Genomic DNA, 16,511 nt, shown 5'->3' with positions numbered 1-16,511 from the left:
CCGTGAGCGCGCGATACCCAGCACGATGGAACTGCGGGAACTGCGGGAACTGCGGAACTACGGAAGCCGGTCGAGGAGCCAGGTACAGAGCTCCTCCGTCACGAGGGTGTGCCCCTCGTTGCGGGACGAGAGTTTGAACTCGTCGAGCCCGCCGGCATTCGGCGGGAGCGCGGAGATGTCCTTGTACAGCTCCGCGTCCGTGTCCGGATCGCCGACGTCGACCGCGCTGACGGCGGGCACGAAGCAGTGCGAGCGGATACGTACGTCGGTCTTGAACCCGAGGAGGGGGTTGAGGGCGTTGAGCCCGTCGGCGAGGATGCCGAACCCTTCCAGCGAGCCGCCGGGTGCGCCGTCGATCGACGGGAGTCCGGACGTGTGCACCTGGTTGGTCTTCAGCGTCACCACCCGCAGCTTCGCGACGAGTTCGTTGTCACCGGGGGACTGCGTGTAGAGCTTGGTGCCCACGACCGACAGGCCCTTGCCCTCCAGGGCCAGTTCGCCGGCCTGCACATCGGTGCCGGTGCCGTTGGCCACGCCGTTGGAGACACCGATCAGCCGCGGCCGCCGCGGCCATTCGCCGATGGCCTCCATCTCCGCGAGGAACGTGGCGCGCTCGTCGCTCTGGTCCGGCGTCCCGTCCCACTTCTCGATGTGCCGCCACAGCAGCTGACGGGCGGCCGGGCTGTTGATCTGGTCGGAGAACCGGCTGTCGAGATCCTTGATGTAGTGCGCGAACGCCTGCAGCGCGATCGGGATCCAGGCGCCGCGGTGCGGGCTGTCGTACGAGAAGTAGAGAGAGGTCTGGTGGTCGATGCTCTGGCTCTCCATCTTGGCCAGCGCGTGCCGGGTGACGAGGCCGCCCATGCTGAACCCGCCGACGGCCAGCGGCGCGTTGCCCTGCCGCTCCGCGATGGCGTGCAGGATCGCGGCCTGCGCGGTCCGGGAGTTGTCCAGAATCGATGCACTGCGCTCGTGGAAGCCGAGAATGATGACGTCGTGTCCGCGACGGCGCAGTTCGCTGATGAGCGCGTAGTCGCCGAACTCCATGATTTCCCAGGAGAAGTCCAGGCTGCTCGGCCCGGTGTTGAATCCGTCGGCGAAGATCACGGGCCGCGTGAGACCCGAGTGTCCCTCGCCGTAGTAGACCCAGGCGGTGCCGCCCGGCAGGTCCCACACGGTGTTGGGCGGCAGTGGGAGGGCGCCGTGCTTCTCGGCGTCCAGGCGGGGTCCGGGGGCGAGGGTGATGGGGGGCTTGCTGTGGAGCTCCGAGACGATTTGCTCGTGGGTCGGTTCGGACATGGTTCGTTCCCCTTTGGGCCGGTTCGTTACAACGGGTGCCAAGGTGAACACACGGAGTAGCGACCAGGAAGGGGAAGTGGATCAAACCACTCCCAGGTGGGAGCCGGTTTCGGACATCCGGCGGTCACGGCAGGCGGGAGCGGATCGGCCGGCCGATCCGCTCGGCTCGTGGGGTCATCGCTGCCCGGACCTCATTCATGCGGCTGAGTACGCCCATGGCCGGGACGGTTCCGGCAGGTCTGGTGGGGGCGTCGACGGGGTTGCCCCGGCATGGTCCGCACCGGCCACCGGTCAGGGCCTCCGCGCTGCCGGGTGCGCGGCACTCGCTGCATTCGAGGGCGCGCAACACCGTCCGCTGTTGTGCCGGAGTGACCCGTTCGGGTGGCATCTTGTCGGTCAGCCGCCTGCGGACGAGGGCCGCCGCGTGGTGGACGGGGGCGGGCAGGCCGTCGGTGAGGGCGTGCAGGAGCTCCGCCTCTGTGGCGCCGCGCTCGAACCAGTCGGTGACCTGCGGTTCCAGCGCCGCACAGTCCGCCGCCGAGAGGGTGAGTGAGGGGGCGGTACGGCCCAGCGCGGCCAGCAGCACGAACGCCCGGGAACGGGTGGGGTGTTGGTGCCGCTCCTCCGGCGGTACGTCACCCCGGGTGAACGCCGCCCACCAGTCGTCGTCCCGCGCCGTGCGGGAGAAGAACGTCCGCGTCACCCAGAGCAGGATCTCGTCATTGGCCACGCACTCGCTGCCACGCCGCAGATGCCCGGCGTCCTGGAGCCGGTTGAGGGCGGTCCGCAGTGCGCACTGCCCGTACGGGAGGACCTTGGCCAGCGTCTTCACGGAGATGTCGGCGCCGTCGGGCAGCCGGTCGATGTAGGCCGCGATGGATGCCTCGCGAGGCGGCAGATGCGCGAAATCGCGGTCGGTGCGGAGGTGTTGGGCGGGTGCGGAACGCTTGCCGTAACCCGGATTGGCCATGGGATGCGGGGGCGTGGGCAGGGGTACGTGCGGGGCGCGCGGGGCGGTACTAGGCTGGCTGACAGCCATCAGATCGGGCCTAACGATCGAAGTGGTCAGACCCCTGTTTCGGTGTTCCCGCACCGGCAGGGGTCGTTCGTTATTCGGAACGCTAGAGCGTCGCCACCATCCGTGGCAAGCCGGTCACGAAAAGTCAACTTGCCGGGCAGGGAGGGTGGGTGGGGAGTGGCCCACCTCCCGTTCCTCGGAAAGAGCGCTCGGACTTCGCGGCTTGAGCTCCGGGGGATTTCGCCTGATGGGGGCGCGCGGGGGCGGTGAGAGTGCGCCGTACGTGATCCGGGCGCGCCGCCGCTGTTGGGGTGGAAAACCGGGCCGAAGGCATGGGGAGCGCGCCAACGGCGGCACATGTTTGTGATCTTGATGTGGCGGGCCGCTCTTGGCTCGTTCTCCCTCAGTCTTTCTTTCTCGTACGAGGAGTCCCGTGCGTATCCGTTCGATCCTGTCTCTCGCCGCAGCCGCCGTCGCTGTGGCGGCACTGGCCACCCCCGCCCAGGCCGCCGACGCCGCCGACGGCGCGTACTTCATCCGTGACGTGCGCACCGGCGCGTGTCTGGCGGGTGGCGAAGGCCCGCTGGGCGGCCACATCGAGCCCTGCAACCCCGGCACCGTGTGGGAGGTCCGCAACCAGGGTGACGGTCTGGCCCAGATCGTCGAGGCGCGCGGGGGGAACCGCTGCCTGGCGCTCTCGCCGATCCGGATCTACCCGCCGGCCGTGTGGGTGGACGAGTGCGGCAGGCAGCCCGACCGGTGGACGATCCAGGGCGAGGCCTCGCAGGAGCCGGTCGCCATCGCCCTCGGCCGGGGCGAACTGGGCAATCTGACCACGGAGGGCCACCGCGCGGTCCTCAGCCCCGACGGCGGGCCCCAGTGGATCATGCAGCGGCTCGGCTAGGCCCGACCTGTTCGACCGATCATGCAGCCGCCCCGTGCCGGGATCGTTCTTCCCGGCACGGGGCGGTTTCTCCGTGGGGGCTCAGTCGCGGCGGGGTCCGATGACCGACTTCCCGTCGTGCACGGTGATCGCCTGGGCCGGGCAGATGTTGGCGGCGTCCAGGACCCGTTCGTCCGGTTCGATGCCGTCGGGGATCGCCCGGGCGTGCTCCCCGTCCAGCGCGAACACCTCGGGGACGCTCCCGGCGCACATGCCCGACGCCTGGCAGAGCTGTGGATCGACGCGTACGTTCCAGGTCATGGTGGTCGGGAGTGCGGCGGGAGCGCGGAATGCGCGCTAGGCACCCCGTGCCGGGCGTGCGGCGAGCGCCGCGCACAGGGCCGCGAGAGGGAGTTCCACGGCCGCGGCCATGACGACGGCGGTGGCCAGTTCCGGGCCGGGGGCGGCAGTGGCGAGATCGATGCAGGCGTCGGCGAGGAGGAGCACCGCCGCGGCGGCCGCGGGTGCGCGGTGATGAGTACCGGCGTGCAGCAGGCGGCTGCCGGCGCTGAGTAGCGCGGCGGCCTCCAGGGTGTCGAGGGTGACCCATGCGGCGGCCTCGGCGGGCGGCAGGGTGCCGGCGAGGTAGCCGAGCCAGGGCAGCAGGGCGAGGCCCGCGCCCGTCAGTATGAGGCTCTGCCAGCGGCGGCTGCGACTTAGGCGCACGGAACCGCAGGCGGCGCCGAATGAGTGGCAAGTGCCCATTGGGGAAGGGGAGTTGAAGGCGATGAGGGTCACGGCGGAGATCTCCTCCGGTGTCACGAACCCGGCCGTCGGGCTCGTGATCAACCATCCGATTTCCATCGGCGGGAGTCAGTAACGCCGCTGTCCGTCTTGGGGTGGCACTAGCTATACCCCGGCTGCGGACGGCAGTTGCATGGCAGGCTACGGCGCCCGCCACCTACGGTTGGACCATGGAAATCCCGCCCCGGACGCGGCGTGCGCTCAACCGCCTGACCCGCGATACGTCCTTCCTCGCCCTAGGGGCGCCGCTACACCTCCTCATGGGGTTCCTGCTGCTCATGATCTTTGGCCTCGGGTGGGAGGTCATCGCGGGGCGGGACAGCAGCGCGCCGACGGTCCTGGGGTTCATGTTGGTGCTGACGGTGTTCTCCGTGCCGGCGCTGACCGCGGCCCAGCGCTGGCGTTTCCGGCGGCTGCTCGGGATCGACATCCCCCGCCCGGGGTGGCGGCGGCCGTGGCGCCAGCTCGGCCACCACTGCCTGGTCGGGGCGCTGTTCGGCTGGCTCGAAGTGTTGGTGGTGGGGCTGCTGGTGGCCGGGGTGACCGCGTCGCTGGCCTTTGTGTGGGTCTACGCGCTGCCCTGGCAGTGGCGGATGGAGCATCTCGGCTACTCCACACAGGCGGGGTACGTCTCCGGGGCAGGGCTGGTCGTGCTGGCCACCGTCCCGGGCGTGGCCGCCGCCCTCGTACGCCTTGAGAGTCATGTGGTGCCCGCCCTGCTCGGCCGCAGCAGGGAAGAGGACCTGGCGCGGCGGGTCGAGGATCTCACCGAGAGCCGGGCCGGGGCGGTGGACGCCGCGGATGCCGAACGGCGGCGTATCGAACGGGATCTGCACGACGGCGCCCAGCAGCGACTGGTGTCGCTGGCGCTGAACCTAGGCCTGGCCAAGGCCACGTTGGCCGATCTGCCGCCGGAGGCGCGGGAGGTGATCGACACGGCGCACCGGGAGGCTAAGGAGGCGATCGAGGAGCTGAGCAGTCTTGTGCGTGGGCTGCACCCGGCGGTCCTGGACGAACTTGGCCTGGATGCGGCGCTGTCGGGACTCGCGGCCCGCGCCCCGCTGCCCGTACGGCTGTGTGTGGATCTGCCGGAACGACTGGCGCCGGCGATCGAGGCGGTCGCGTACTTCGTGGTCTCCGAGGCGCTGACGAATGTCGCCAAGCACGCACGGGAGTCGACCCGGGCGGATGTGACGGTCACCCGGCTGGGCGAGATAATGCGGGTGGTGATCGCCGACGACGGTCTGGGCGGCGCTGATCCCTCCAAGGGGAGCGGCCTTACCGGGCTTGCCCAGCGCGTGCGGTCCGTGGACGGAACATTCCGGATGAGCAGCCCCGTGGGGGGACCGACCATGATGCACGTGGAGCTGCCGTGCCCGAGATGAGGAGTGCCGCGCCTGGCATGAGACAAGAGGAGCCCGATGTGAGGTGTGAGATGCCCGATGTGCGGCGTGCCGTGATCGCCGAGGACTCCGTGCTGCTGCGGATCGGACTGGTCAAGGTGGTGGAGATGGCCGGCTTTGAGGTAGCGGCCGAGGTGGGCGACGCAGATGGGCTGCTGGCCGCAGTCGAGAAGCATCGGCCCGACCTGGCGGTGGTGGACGTCCGGATGCCGCCCGACTTCACGGACGAGGGGGTGCGTGCCGCGCTGTCGATCCGCCGGAGCCGGCCGTCGACCGCGGTGCTGATGCTCTCCCAGTACGTCGAGGAGCGCTACGCGGCCGACCTGCTCGCCACCAACATCAGCGGGGTGGGCTATCTGCTCAAACAACGGGTCGCGGATGTCGAGGAGTTCATCGAGGCGCTGCAACGGGTGGCGGACGGCGGTACCGCGCTCGACCCGCAGGTCGTCGCCCAGCTATTGGTACGGCGGCCGAGCGATCCGCTGGAACGGCTGACGGCCCGCGAACGGGAGGTTCTGGCCGTGATGGCCGAGGGCCGCTCCAATGCGGGCATCGCCGCCCAGCTCGTGGTCAGCGAGAGCGCGGTCGCCAAGCACATCAACAACATCCTCGCCAAACTCAACTTCCCCAAGGCGGACGCCGACCACCGCCGGGTACTGGCGGTGCTGCATTTCTTGGGAGTGGGTGCCTAGCTAAGACCGACCTGTGCGGCCGCTCAGGCAGCCGCCCTTGCCGGGATCGCCCAGCCCGGCAAGGGGCGGTTCTGTCGGTCGTGGGCCGGTGAGGCCTCAGTCGCGGCGGGGTCCGATGACCGACTTCCCGTCGTGCACGGTGATCGCCTGGGCCGGGCAGATGTTGGCGGCGTCCAGGACCCGTTCGTCCGGTTCGATGCCGTCGGGGATCGCCCGGGCGTGCTCCCCGTCCAGCGCGAACACCTCGGGGACGCTCCCGGCGCACATGCCCGATGCCTGGCAGAGCTGGGGGTCGACGCGTACGTTCCAGGTCATGGCGGTCACCACCCGACCGGCATGACACGCGGGCCGCGTACCAGCATCTCGGACTTCCACGTCACATCGCCGGCCAGTTGCAGCCCCGGGAAGCGGGTGATGAGCGCGATCAGTGCCTCCTGAAGTTCCAGCCGGGCCAGTGGGGCGCCCAGGCAGTGGTGGACGCCGTGGCCGAATCCGAGGTGCTGGTTGCCCTCGCGGGCGATGTCGAGCACGCCCGGGGCGGCGAACCGCAGCGCGTCGCGGTTGGCGGCGCCCATGGCGACCAGGACCGGACTGCCCGCCCGGACGAGGGTGCCGCCGACCTCGATGTCCTCGGTGGCGTACCGGGGTTGGCCGGCGCCGCTCCCCAACGGTACGAATCGCAGTAGTTCCTCCACCGCGTTCGGGATGAGTTCGGGCTCGGCCCTGAGCCTGGCCAGCTGATCCGGGTGGTCCAGCAGCGTGAGGACGAAGTTGGGGATCTGGGACGCGGTGGTCTCGTGTCCTGCCACCAGGATGCCCACACACAGATCGACGAGTTCGAGTTCGGAGAGCCGGTCGCCGCCGTCGCGGGCCTCGATGAGTGCCGTCATCAGGTCGTCCTGCGGCGACTTCCGGTGCTGGTCGATCAACTCGGCCATGTAGGCGCGCAGTTCATCGCGGCTGGCGTCGAACTCCGCGGCCGTGAGGGAGCTGGTCGACAGAGCGGCGTCGCTCCACACCCGAAATCGTGGACGGTCCTCAGTGGGTACGCCCAGCATTCGGCAGATCACTGCGACCGGCAGCGGCAGCGCGAACAGGTCGACCAGGTCCGCGGGCGGTCCGGCCGCCTCCATGTCGTCGAGGAGGCCGGCGGTCAGCTCCCGGACCTGGGGCCGCAATTTCTCGATCTGGCGGACGGTAAAAGCCTTGGCGACCAGGGAGCGCAGCCGAGTGTGGTCGGGCGGATCCATGCTGAGGATGCCGCTGTCGCGCCGGCCCTCGGACTGCCGGGGCTCGTCGTGCGAGGCGCCCGCGGCCCGGCTGAAGCGCGGGTCGCCCAGGACGAGCCGGGCGTCGGCGTAGCGGGTGACGAGCCAGGCCGGTTCGCCGTATTCCATCTGGACCCGTAAGAGGCCCGGCCGGTCGCGTACGCGCTCGTACTCGTCGGCGAGCTGGAGCCCGTCGGGGGTGTTGAAGGGGTAGGCGAGGGGGGTGATGTCTGCTGTCGTCACTGCGGCCTCCGATATGTAAGCAGCTGCTTACAACGTTAGGAGTGTGTCTTCCGGGCGGTCAACGATGCTTTACGGCCGATATCCTGACGCGCCGTCCGAGAGGAAATGCGCCATGGAGTCCGCCCCGCCACCGTCGTCCGGAGAGCGCCGTCGCGACGCCGCGGCCACGCGTCGCCGACTGCTGGAAGCGGCTCGTGACCTGTTCGCGGAACGTGGCTACGAAGGGACGACGGTCCGCAGCATCGCGGAGCGGGCCGGGGCCAACCAGGCACTCCTGTTCCGGTACTTCGGGTCCAAACAGGGGCTGCTCGCGGAGGTTCTCGCGCAGGGCGGACTTGAGCAGTTGCGCGCGACACCACCCGAAGAGCTCTTCGAGACCGCCCTGCGCTCGATGCTGACCCGCAGCGCGGTCGGCGGCGCGGGGGATCGCTCCCTGGAGGTCTATCTGCGTTCCATCGGGCGGGGCGACGAGGCGGCCGGAACCCTGCGGGAGCTGGGCGAGGAGTATCAGAGTGCGCTGGCCGGGCTCTCCGGCACCGAGGACGGTGCCCTGCGTGCGGATCTGGCCATGGCGTGGCTTCTGGGCATCGGCCTGATGCGGACGGTCGTCGCGCGCGAGCCGCTGGCCGGGGCCGATCCGGACGACGTGTGCCATCTCGTACTGGGCACGCTCAGGCACCTCTGGTCGGCTCCGGCGGAGTAGCGCAGACACGTCCGGCCCTGGGGCCGCGGGCCCGGACGTGTGCTGTGCGCGGTTACCGGTGACGGCTCTCGAAGGTGGCGAAGGCCGTCTCCTGACGCCACTCGGTCGCCGCCTTCGGGTTGTCGGCGAGGTAGCGGGCGCAGCGCGCGCTCGGGTGGTCGGTGCCCGGCCGTTCGCTGCGGCAGGCGGCGACCAGGCGGTAGCCGGAGGGGGCGGAGCCGGTGGCCCACAGGCTGCGGCCGTCGCGGAACGCGTACTCCAGCGAGGCGCGGGCCAGGTCCTTCAGCTCGGTGTAGCCGAGGCCGTACGTCTTGGCGGCGTACTGGTACTCGTGGCTGATGTCGATCCGCGAGACCCCCGGGTCGTCGGTGGACAGGACCACCGGGACGCCGTAGCGGCGGTACGCGTTGAACGGGTGGTCGTCGCCCGCGATGCCGAGGATCTGCTTGTTGCTGCTGAACGGCACCTCGACCGCCACCTTGCGCTGCGCCATCGTCCGGGCGAGCTGCCGCCAGTCGTCCTCGTGGACCAGATCCACGCCGTGTCCGATGCGTTCGGCTCCGGCGACGAGTACGGCCTCGCGGATGTGGAACGTCAGGTTCTCGGGCTTGACCAGGCCGGGGGCCAGCTCACCGGCGTGCAGGGTGAGGTGGGCGCCCGGGTACTGGCCGCGCAGATAGTTCAGCATCCGCATCTGGAGGCTGTAGTTGAGCAGCGCGCTCTCCCCGTCCTCGGGCTGTACGAGGTTGACCGCGACGAACCTCGGGTCGCGCTCCGCCAGCCGCATGCCGACCGCCATCTGCGTGAACACCCGCGCCGGGGTGCTGCCCCGGGACACCTGGGAGATCCACCTGACGGGGAGCCGACAGCCCGGGTCGGGGTGCGCGGTGTCGCAGTGCGCGGCCACCCGGAACTGGGCATTGGCGTCGTCGGCCTCCTTGACCGCATCGTCCACGACCCGGTCGAGCTGCCCGCCGGCCAGAAGTTTGCGGTGGAAGGCGGCCAGGTCGGCGTCGTAACCCACGGCGTCGGCGAGCTTCCTGGCGCTGTCCGACGCCGGGGTGACCATGGTCTCCAGATAGAACTGGTTCTGCTCGACCACGGTGTCGGCCACATTGGCGAGCAGCTTGCCGCGGTCCCAGGTCGCCAGGCTGAACTTGCCGAAGGTGTCGAAGAAGTGGTCGTGCCCGGACTGATCGGACGGGAAGTCCTGCATGGACCAGGCCCGGACGATCTGCTGCCGGAAGACGGCGTCCGTCTGTGCGTCGACGGCGGGCCGCTTGCCCGGTCCGCACGGTGGCGCGACAGCCGTCATCGTCGCGTCGATGCACAGCCCCTTCTCGCCCGCGAGCTTGATCAGGAACTCGGTCTTTGCCGCGCCCGACAGGTGGTTGTGGAGGTCGCCCCCCTTGGGCAGCGCCTTGAAGAAGGCCTTCAGCCTCTCGGGCCTGTTACGCAACGAGTCGAGGTACGCAGCGGTCCTGCGCTCGGCCTGGGTCACCGCGCGGGGTGACGCGTCATCGACCGGTGCCGCCGTCGCCGGGATCGAGGGGAGCAGGGACAGCACGGCGAGTGCGCCGAGTCCGGCCGGGAGCAGGGACTTGGGACGGTGGGCCGTCCGGATTGTTGAGATCACGGCCGAATGATCGCGTTCGGCGAGGTCATTTCTCACCCAAACCGCGTCTTTGGCCGGAAACGTCCACCCGATCGAGTGGGTGAGCGGGCGCTGCCCTCCGGCTCCTCCGGGGGGTATCCCCCCGGAAGACTTGGAGGCTTTTCCCAGCGCGCGGCAGTGCAATCGGAGGCGATGATCCTTCTCAAGTCGCAATACGTAAGTTGAGAGGTAACAGCATGGCTAGGCACCGGAAGCGGATCAGCCGGCGGGCACTGTTGGCGACGGCGGCGGCCGCGACGGGAGCGGTCCTCGCTCCCGTGGCGGTCCAGGCCGCCTCGGCCGACACGGCCGGCAGGGAGCAGAACCCGGTCCGCGCACTGGAGCAGGCGGCCCACCCGCTGCGTTCGACCGAGCCCGGGGGGAGCACGGCCGACCTGCGAGCCCTGGGCTCGATGATCGGCGACGCCAAGGTGGTCGGCCTCGGCGAGGCCACCCACGGCTCCCACGAGTTCTTCACCATGAAGGAGCGGGTCTTCCGCCACCTCGTCGAGAAGAAGGGCTTCACCACCTTCGCCCTGGAGCTGAGCTGGTCCGCGGGACTTCAGATCGACGATTACCTCCAGACCGGCAAGGGCGATGCCCGCAAGATCGCCAAGGAGACGCTCACCAACTCGCCCTGGGATCGCGAGGAGTTCGTCAGCCTCATCGAGTGGATGCGGGACTACAACCGCCACCACCCCGGCCACACCGTCCATTTCATGGGCGACGACATCGGTGCCCCCTCACTGAGTGACGAGTTCTTCGGCCGGGTGACCGGCTACGTGCAGAAGAACAACCCGGAGGCGCTGCCGCGGCTCAACGAGCTCTACACCGGCCTGCGCCCGATCGACGACGTCTTCGCCTACCTGGGCAAGCCGCTCGCGGAACGGCAGCAGCTCGCCGGCAAGGCACAGCAGGCCCTGGAGCTGGTCAGCGGTCTGAAGGGCTCCGGCGGTGAAGCGTTCGACTGGGCCGAGCAGAACGCCCGGTCCGTCGCCCAGACCGCCGAGTTCCTCACCCTGAACCCCGACGACCCGGAGTCGAACGCCGCCTCCCAGCGCTTCCGCGACGAGGTGATGGCCCAGAACGTCTCCTGGTGGCAGCAGCGCACCGGCCAGAAGGTGCTGCTGTCCGCGCACAACGACCATGTCGCCTACGTCGCCAGCGATCCCGAGACGTACTCCAAGACGCAAGGGTCGTTCCTGCGCGACACGATGGGCAAGGACTACCTCCCCATCGGCTTCACCTTCAACCAGGGCTCTTTCCTGTCGAAGGACGCCGCGCTGGGCGGCGAGTGGAAGAAGTTCACCGTTCCCGCCGCCGAGTCCGACCGGAACGAGGCCACCCTCGACAAGGTCCGCTACCGGGACTTCTACCTCGACGTCCGCACAGCCCCGGCCGCCGCGCGCGACTGGCTGAACGCCGCCCGGCCCACGCTCAATGTCGGAACGCTGTTCCCCGAGGAGCCGCGCGACACCGCGCTCGCCAAGGCCTACGACGTCCTCATCCACCTCCATGAAGTCAGGGAGGCCGACAAGCTGAAGCCGTGACGGCTTGGTTCCGGCTCCGGCGCGAGCCGTCCGACGCCACCTGACCTGCGGGGAGGCCGGCCGTGCGGCCGGCCTCCCCGCAGCGGCATGACAACTCCCTGTGACACACGTGCGGTTGTTGGTTCTGCGCCTCTTCCAGGCTAGCGACGTGTTGGACACGCTGGGTATGCATTGTCATTACTCAGCGTGGAAAGGGATGGATCATGACGACGATGGAACGGCGCAGGACGGCAGAGGGCAGAGTGCGGGCGGCGGAGGACGCTGTGGCGCGGCTGAGGGAGGGATTCTCCGGGGTCGGGATCACGCTGCCCTCGCTGCGGATCGACCCCGTGTCGTGTGCGGGGAACGAACCGGCGTCGCCGCTGGTGGACCTCGGCCGGTGCAATCTCGACACGGCGCTGCGGCTGAGCGCGGTCCTGGAGGCGCAGGGGCTGGCCGGTCATGACGGGTGAGGGGCTTGAGCCGTGTACGCCGGAGCCCGGGTCGTTCGCCGTGGACACACGGGACGGGCGGGTGGGGCGCGTGATGGGGTTCGTCGGGCCGTACGTGCAGCTGCGGGCGCCGGGCGGCGGGGCCGAGTGGGACTGCCCGCCGGAGTCGGTGCAGCCGGCACCGCTCGGGGAAGTGCTGCGGGCCCGGGTCAGGGAGGTCAACCGGGAGGGGCGGCTGCCGTGATGGTGTCAGGGTGCCGGGTCTGATGCGGCGGCGGACGTGAGGAAGGGCGACGCCCTGGGTGGGTGCCGCCCTTCGATCGGGCCGATCGGTCCGGTCGATTCGCCTTACGGGGCGGGGGCTTCGCGTACGAGCTCTGACGTCCAGGGGCAGAAGATGAGGCCGGGCAGGAAGGGGCCACCGGCCTCGCCGGGTGAACACGCGACGGGCCGCACGGTCAGTTCGGGGCAGGGCCGCGTCGCCGCACCAGGGGCAGGTACACCTCGTCGACGATCTCGACGAGGACGTCGTCGGGTGCCGTAGGGGCTCCGCGCACGACGAATTCATTGCGCAGCAGGACGATGGCCACGGTGGCGACCCGCGGATGGAGTGCTTCGGGGGAAGCCTCGCCGCGTGCGACCGCGCGCCCCAGGACGGTCAGCCAGGGGGCGGCTGCGGCGTCGCTGGACTGTTCTTGCAGCTGTGCCAGGAGTTCCGACGTACCGCCGGCCGCGGAGAGCAGTTCGCGCAGGATTGCTCCGAGGGGGGAACTCCAGTGACGGTTGGCCCCGCGTAGCAGTTCAAGGACGTCGCTGCGCAGATCGCCGGTGTCGGGCGGTTGGACTGTCGTGGCCAGTTGCCGGTAGGCGGCGATGCCGAGCGCGAGGCGGTTCGGCCAACGGCGGTAGATGGCGTTTTTGTTGGTGCCCGCGCGGGCGGCGACCTTGTCCATGGTCAACCCGGCGAATCCGGACTGGGTGAGTTCGTCCACTGCTGCGCGCAGGATCGCTTCCTCCAGGACGGCTCCGCGTCGCCGCGTCTGCCCGGCGCTCGGCTGTCTCATCGGATTCTCCGCCATGGCCCCTTCTCGCAAGCGGTACCGCTCGTACCTTCCCATTGTGGTTGCCATCCCTGGGGAGCGGCAATTAGGGTACGGTGAGTACCGTAAATTCTTCCGACAGGAGAGGATGCGACGCATGCGGGCCAGAGGCATCAGCTACGACACCGGCTTCGTCAAGAACGGAGTGGTCTCCCGAAAGCTCTTCGACCCGGAGGTGGTCAGGCGCGAGCTGCGCATCATCCGTGATGACCTGCACTGCAACGCGGTCCGCGTCATGGGCGGTGATCCGGAACGGGTGGAGCTCGCGGCGGGGTACGCGGCCGATCTCGGCCTTGAGGTCTGGTTCTCCCCGTACCCGCTCGAATTGACCGCCGACGAGATGCTGTCGCTGTTCGCCGACTGCGCCGAGCGCGCGGAGCGGCTGAGGCGGCGGGGAGCGGAGGTCGTGTTCGTCGCCGGCGCCGAGCTGAGCCTGATGAACAAGGGGTTCCTGCCCGGCGACAGCATCGACGACCGGGTCGCGCTGCTGAGCCGGCCGGATCGCGTGCGCGAGCACATCGGCCAGGTCAGTGCACGTGTCAACGACTTCCTCGACAAGGCCGTGACACTCGTCCGCGAGCGCTTCGGCGGCAAGGTGACCTACGCGTCCGTACCGCTCGAACGTGTCGACTGGGCCCCCTTCGACATCATGTCCGTGGATCTCTACCGGTCGGCCGAGACCGCCGACCGGTTCGCCGAAGGCGTCCACCACCTCGTCGAGCAGGGAAAACCGGTCGCGATCACCGAGTTCGGCGCGGCCGGTTACCGGGGTGCGGGTGACCGGGGAGCTCACGGTCTGGAGATCGTCGAGTACGACAAGGACGCCGGTCCACTCCGGCTGAACGGCGAGTACGCCCGCGACGAGGCCGGTCAGGCCGCGTATGTGCGGGAACTGCTGGAGGCCTTCGACGCCGGAGGCATCGACAGCACCTTTGTCTTCACCTTTGCGCTGTACGACCACGTGCACCGCCCCGACGGCGACCCCCGCGAAGACCTGGACCTGGCCAGCTACGGCATCGTCAAGGTCTTCGAGGACCGCCTCGGAACCGCCTACCCCGGCCTGCCATGGGAACCCAAGGCCGCGTTCACCGCCGTCGCCGACCACTATCGGCAGCACTGAGACCGCGGAGGCGGTCGTGAGTGGGTAACGGCAGACCGCCGCGATGAGGGAGGCGCGGCTCCCGCGCTGAGCGCAGTCAGGAAATTTTCAGGGAGACCCTGCCAGCGTGCCGTTCCATGACAACCGACATGACCGACACGTATGCGTCCGGTACGCACTCCCGGGCGCGACAGATGCTGAACAAGGTCCCGGAAGTGACCATCTACTTCTGGGTGATCAAGGTGCTGTGCACCACCGTGGGTGAGACCGCGGCCGATCTGCTCAACGACAACCTGGGCATGGGGCTGACCAACACCTCGTACCTGATGAGTGCGCTGCTGGTCGTCACCCTGGTCTTCCAGTTCCGGGCGCGTAGGTATGTACCCGGCCTGTACTGGCTTTCCGTGGTCCTGATCAGCGTGGTCGGCACGCTGATCAGCGACAACCTGACCGACAACCTCGGCGTTCCGCTCCAGACCACGACCGTGGTGTTCGCGGTGGCGCTCGCCGTCACGTTCTTCGCCTGGTACGCGAGTGAGCGGACGCTGTCCATCCACTCGATCCGGACGACGCGCCGCGAGGCGTTCTACTGGCTGGCGATCCTGTTCACCTTCGCTCTGGGCACCTCCGCGGGCGACCTCACGGCGGAGAAGCTGGACCTGGGGTACTGGCTCTCCGCGCTCGTGTTCGCCGCGCTGATCGCGGCGGTGGCCCTCGCACACCGCACGCTGGACTTCAACGCGGTGTGGTCGTTCTGGATCGCGTACGTCCTGACCAGGCCGCTCGGCGCCTCGCTGGGCGACTACCTGTCGCAGCCCACCGCGGACGGCGGGCTGGGACTGGGCACGGTCGGCACCAGCATCCTGTTCCTCGTCGTCATCCTCGCCCTTGTCGTCTTCCTGACCCGGACGCGGCGCGATGCGACGCAGGACAGCACCGTCGAGCCGGCCCGCGCGCCGGAGGTCAGCCCGCAGGAAAGGTGACGACGAAGCGCGCTCCGGGCGCCGCGGCGTCCAGCGCGATGTCCCCGCCCGCTGCCCTGGCCAGCCGGCGGGCCAGGGCCAGACCGAGTCCCGCGCCGTCGTGTCCGTCCTCGGGGCGGGCGCGACGGCCGGGTTCGAAGAGTGAGGCGACGAAGTCCTCCGGCACGCCGGGTCCGTCGTCGGAGACGTACACCGTGACCTCGCCCGCGCTCGCCTCGCAGGTGAGAGTGACCGAGTGGGCTGCGTAGCGGCGGGCGTTGTCCAGGAGCGGCGTCAGGATGCGCTCGGCGACGTCCTCCGAGACGCCGATGCTCACGTCGGGTGTGCCACCGGGGGCGCTGCTGCCCGCGGCTACGGTCACCGGCGGGGCATCGGGGAACAGGGCCGCGTTGCGTTCCGCCAGGCGGTGCGCGATGCCGGAGAAGCGGGAGCGGCCGGGGGTCTGCGCATTGCGGGTACGGACCTCGGAGAGCAGCGAGTCGCAGATCTGCTGCATGGTCGCGGCGGCGACCGCGATGGCCTCCAAGGAGGTTTCCTGCTGCTCCGTGCTGCGCGGGCGTCCCGTCAGCCACTCGGTTTCGGCGGTGATGCGGGCGAGCGGTGTGCGCAGTTCGTGGGAGAGCTCGGCGGCCTGCTGCTGCTCGTGGCGCAGGACGGCGGCCAGCCGGTCCAGCAGCGCGTCCAGGCTGGTGGCGAACGCGGCGAGCTCGGCGGGTCTGCCCTGCGCACCGAACCGCTCGGGAGCACCCGCGGCGCTCCACCGCGTGGCCTGCTCGCTCATCGCGGCGACCGGGCGCAGGGCCCGTCGTACGACGAGGCGGGTCAGGAGATAGATGGTGGCCAGCAGAAGCACCGCCAGCGCGATCGAACCGATCAGAGCGGTGTCCGCCGTGCTGCGGTACGGGTCGAGGCTGACGGAGCTGACGACGGTGCCGGCCTGCGTGGGTGTGTGGCCCTGCCGGGCGGGGGCGTCGACGGGGAAGGCGTACAGCCGCCACGACCCGGGGCCCTCGGTGTCGGCGAACGTCTCGCGCCGGCCGGCGAGGTGGGCCGCCTGAGCCTCCAGGCCGGCGGGTGCGGTGGGGGGCTTCTCGATCACCGTGCCGCCCTGGAAGATCCAGACCCCGACGTCCAGGGCCCGGTCCTCGGTCGGCTCCCGCACGACCAGCCGGCCGTCCGGTCGTACGTCCACCGTCGCCGCCACGGCCTCGGCGCGGGTGCGCAGGACGTCGTCGGCCTGCCCGTGGAGCCGTTTGTCGAGGGCGATGTTGAAGACGGTGGTCAGGACGCCGATCCACAGCGCGCTGGTGGCGAGGGCCATCAGGGCGAGGCGGCCGCGGAGGGTTCGGGGGGTGAAGTGGCGGTTCATCGGTTCATCGGT

At 69.9% G+C, this 16,511-nt stretch carries 18 protein-coding genes; 9 read left to right on the top strand and 9 right to left on the bottom strand.

What is annotated here, in order from left to right; all coding sequences use genetic code 11:
• Nucleotides 1-57: 57 nt before the first annotated feature.
• Together OG609_RS18245 and OG609_RS18240 are read right to left on the bottom strand one after the other, a co-directional pair.
• A complete protein-coding gene (locus OG609_RS18245; protein WP_327273804.1) occupies nt 58-1,299 on the bottom strand; it encodes an esterase/lipase family protein in 1,242 nt (413 codons plus the stop codon).
• A gap of 124 nt (nt 1,300-1,423) precedes the next feature.
• The gene (locus OG609_RS18240) at nt 1,424-2,338 is read right to left on the bottom strand and encodes a hypothetical protein (RefSeq protein WP_442817975.1); all 915 of its coding nucleotides are present in this window, start codon (nt 2,336-2,338) and stop codon (nt 1,424-1,426) included.
• 412 nt (nt 2,339-2,750) lie between these two features.
• On the opposite strand from OG609_RS18240, the gene OG609_RS18235 reads away from it, so the two are divergent.
• Nucleotides 2,751-3,221 (top strand): hypothetical protein, encoded by a 471-nt coding sequence (locus tag OG609_RS18235; protein WP_327273803.1) that lies wholly within the window; start codon nt 2,751-2,753, stop codon nt 3,219-3,221.
• An 81-nt stretch (nt 3,222-3,302) separates the two neighbouring features.
• Here OG609_RS18235 and OG609_RS18230 read toward each other — a convergent pair whose 3' ends face one another.
• Together OG609_RS18230 and OG609_RS18225 are read right to left on the bottom strand one after the other, a co-directional pair.
• Nucleotides 3,303-3,521: a ferredoxin gene (locus tag OG609_RS18230; RefSeq protein ID WP_327273800.1), complete on the bottom strand. Its 219-nt coding sequence runs from the start codon at nt 3,519-3,521 to the stop codon at nt 3,303-3,305.
• Nucleotides 3,522-3,557: 36 nt separating this feature from the next.
• Entirely contained in the window at nt 3,558-3,926 is a 369-nt protein-coding gene (locus OG609_RS18225; protein ID WP_327273802.1) for a hypothetical protein, read from the bottom strand.
• 248 nt (nt 3,927-4,174) lie between these two features.
• On the opposite strand from OG609_RS18225, the gene OG609_RS18220 reads away from it, so the two are divergent.
• Nucleotides 4,175-5,389 carry a sensor histidine kinase gene (locus OG609_RS18220; protein ID WP_327273801.1) on the top strand — a complete coding sequence of 405 codons (1,215 nt, stop codon included), beginning with the start codon at nt 4,175-4,177 and terminating at the stop codon, nt 5,387-5,389.
• Nucleotides 5,390-5,439: 50 nt separating this feature from the next.
• Nucleotides 5,440-6,099, top strand: coding sequence for a response regulator transcription factor (locus tag OG609_RS18215; RefSeq protein WP_327278099.1), 660 nt, complete (start codon nt 5,440-5,442; stop codon nt 6,097-6,099).
• A 96-nt stretch (nt 6,100-6,195) separates the two neighbouring features.
• Here the strand turns inward: OG609_RS18215 and OG609_RS18210 are convergent, their stop codons facing one another.
• Together OG609_RS18210 and OG609_RS18205 are read right to left on the bottom strand one after the other, a co-directional pair.
• Nucleotides 6,196-6,414: a ferredoxin gene (locus tag OG609_RS18210; protein WP_327273800.1), complete on the bottom strand. Its 219-nt coding sequence runs from the start codon at nt 6,412-6,414 to the stop codon at nt 6,196-6,198.
• Nucleotides 6,415-6,419: 5 nt separating this feature from the next.
• Nucleotides 6,420-7,610, bottom strand: a complete 1,191-nt coding sequence (locus tag OG609_RS18205) for a cytochrome P450 (protein ID WP_327273799.1) — start codon at nt 7,608-7,610, stop codon at nt 6,420-6,422.
• Nucleotides 7,611-7,722: 112 nt separating this feature from the next.
• Between OG609_RS18205 and OG609_RS18200 the strand changes: the two genes are divergently transcribed.
• Nucleotides 7,723-8,313 carry a TetR/AcrR family transcriptional regulator gene (locus OG609_RS18200; RefSeq protein ID WP_327273798.1) on the top strand — a complete coding sequence of 197 codons (591 nt, stop codon included), beginning with the start codon at nt 7,723-7,725 and terminating at the stop codon, nt 8,311-8,313.
• Between the two features lie 52 nt (nt 8,314-8,365).
• Here the strand turns inward: OG609_RS18200 and OG609_RS18195 are convergent, their stop codons facing one another.
• Nucleotides 8,366-9,949 carry an adenosine deaminase family protein gene (locus OG609_RS18195; protein ID WP_327273797.1) on the bottom strand — a complete coding sequence of 528 codons (1,584 nt, stop codon included), beginning with the start codon at nt 9,947-9,949 and terminating at the stop codon, nt 8,366-8,368.
• Between the two features lie 215 nt (nt 9,950-10,164).
• Here OG609_RS18195 and OG609_RS18190 point away from each other — a divergent pair, with 215 nt between their 5' ends.
• From OG609_RS18190 to OG609_RS18180, 3 genes are all read left to right on the top strand, one after another.
• Nucleotides 10,165-11,517: an erythromycin esterase family protein gene (locus OG609_RS18190; RefSeq protein WP_327273796.1), complete on the top strand. Its 1,353-nt coding sequence runs from the start codon at nt 10,165-10,167 to the stop codon at nt 11,515-11,517.
• 203 nt (nt 11,518-11,720) lie between these two features.
• Nucleotides 11,721-11,969 (top strand): hypothetical protein, encoded by a 249-nt coding sequence (locus tag OG609_RS18185; RefSeq protein WP_442817974.1) that lies wholly within the window; start codon nt 11,721-11,723, stop codon nt 11,967-11,969.
• Nucleotides 11,959-12,192, top strand: a complete 234-nt coding sequence (locus tag OG609_RS18180; protein WP_327273795.1) for a hypothetical protein — start codon at nt 11,959-11,961, stop codon at nt 12,190-12,192. Before OG609_RS18185 ends, OG609_RS18180 begins: the two co-directional genes overlap by 11 nt.
• Before the next feature lie 214 nt (nt 12,193-12,406).
• Here the strand turns inward: OG609_RS18180 and OG609_RS18175 are convergent, their stop codons facing one another.
• Nucleotides 12,407-13,012: a TetR/AcrR family transcriptional regulator gene (locus OG609_RS18175; protein ID WP_327273794.1), complete on the bottom strand. Its 606-nt coding sequence runs from the start codon at nt 13,010-13,012 to the stop codon at nt 12,407-12,409.
• A gap of 133 nt (nt 13,013-13,145) precedes the next feature.
• On the opposite strand from OG609_RS18175, the gene OG609_RS18170 reads away from it, so the two are divergent.
• Both OG609_RS18170 and OG609_RS18165 read left to right on the top strand, forming a co-directional pair.
• Nucleotides 13,146-14,168, top strand: a complete 1,023-nt coding sequence (locus tag OG609_RS18170; RefSeq protein WP_327273793.1) for a hypothetical protein — start codon at nt 13,146-13,148, stop codon at nt 14,166-14,168.
• A gap of 116 nt (nt 14,169-14,284) precedes the next feature.
• Nucleotides 14,285-15,130 carry a COG4705 family protein gene (locus OG609_RS18165; RefSeq protein ID WP_327273791.1) on the top strand — a complete coding sequence of 282 codons (846 nt, stop codon included), beginning with the start codon at nt 14,285-14,287 and terminating at the stop codon, nt 15,128-15,130.
• On the opposite strand, the gene OG609_RS18160 is transcribed toward OG609_RS18165, so the two are convergent.
• Nucleotides 15,111-16,499: an ATP-binding protein gene (locus OG609_RS18160; protein ID WP_327273790.1), complete on the bottom strand. Its 1,389-nt coding sequence runs from the start codon at nt 16,497-16,499 to the stop codon at nt 15,111-15,113. The two genes, OG609_RS18165 and OG609_RS18160, sit on opposite strands and share 20 nt — an antisense overlap.
• Nucleotides 16,500-16,511 lie beyond the last annotated feature (12 nt).

The sequence above is a fragment of the Streptomyces sp. NBC_01224 genome (genome assembly GCF_036002945.1).
Lineage (GTDB): Bacteria > Actinomycetota > Actinomycetes > Streptomycetales > Streptomycetaceae > Streptomyces.
Note: the sequence above shows the minus strand (reverse complement) of the source record. Positions and strands in the feature narration are given on the sequence as shown.

Coding starts and splice junctions, on each gene's coding strand:
- OG609_RS18160 (WP_327273790.1), bottom strand. CDS start 16,499: ATGAACCGCCACTTCACCCCCCGAACCCTCCGCGGCCGCCTCGCCCTG.
- OG609_RS18245 (WP_327273804.1), bottom strand. CDS start 1,299: ATGTCCGAACCGACCCACGAGCAAATCGTCTCGGAGCTCCACAGCAAG.
- OG609_RS18200 (WP_327273798.1), top strand. CDS start 7,723: ATGGAGTCCGCCCCGCCACCGTCGTCCGGAGAGCGCCGTCGCGACGCC.
- OG609_RS18190 (WP_327273796.1), top strand. CDS start 10,165: ATGGCTAGGCACCGGAAGCGGATCAGCCGGCGGGCACTGTTGGCGACG.
- OG609_RS18185 (WP_442817974.1), top strand. CDS start 11,721: ATGACGACGATGGAACGGCGCAGGACGGCAGAGGGCAGAGTGCGGGCG.
- OG609_RS18170 (WP_327273793.1), top strand. CDS start 13,146: ATGCGGGCCAGAGGCATCAGCTACGACACCGGCTTCGTCAAGAACGGA.
- OG609_RS18175 (WP_327273794.1), bottom strand. CDS start 13,012: ATGAGACAGCCGAGCGCCGGGCAGACGCGGCGACGCGGAGCCGTCCTG.
- OG609_RS18230 (WP_327273800.1), bottom strand. CDS start 3,521: ATGACCTGGAACGTACGCGTCGATCCACAGCTCTGCCAGGCGTCGGGC.
- OG609_RS18220 (WP_327273801.1), top strand. CDS start 4,175: ATGGAAATCCCGCCCCGGACGCGGCGTGCGCTCAACCGCCTGACCCGC.
- OG609_RS18180 (WP_327273795.1), top strand. CDS start 11,959: ATGACGGGTGAGGGGCTTGAGCCGTGTACGCCGGAGCCCGGGTCGTTC.
- OG609_RS18165 (WP_327273791.1), top strand. CDS start 14,285: ATGACAACCGACATGACCGACACGTATGCGTCCGGTACGCACTCCCGG.
- OG609_RS18210 (WP_327273800.1), bottom strand. CDS start 6,414: ATGACCTGGAACGTACGCGTCGACCCCCAGCTCTGCCAGGCATCGGGC.
- OG609_RS18215 (WP_327278099.1), top strand. CDS start 5,440: ATGCCCGATGTGCGGCGTGCCGTGATCGCCGAGGACTCCGTGCTGCTG.
- OG609_RS18240 (WP_442817975.1), bottom strand. CDS start 2,338: ATGGCTGTCAGCCAGCCTAGTACCGCCCCGCGCGCCCCGCACGTACCC.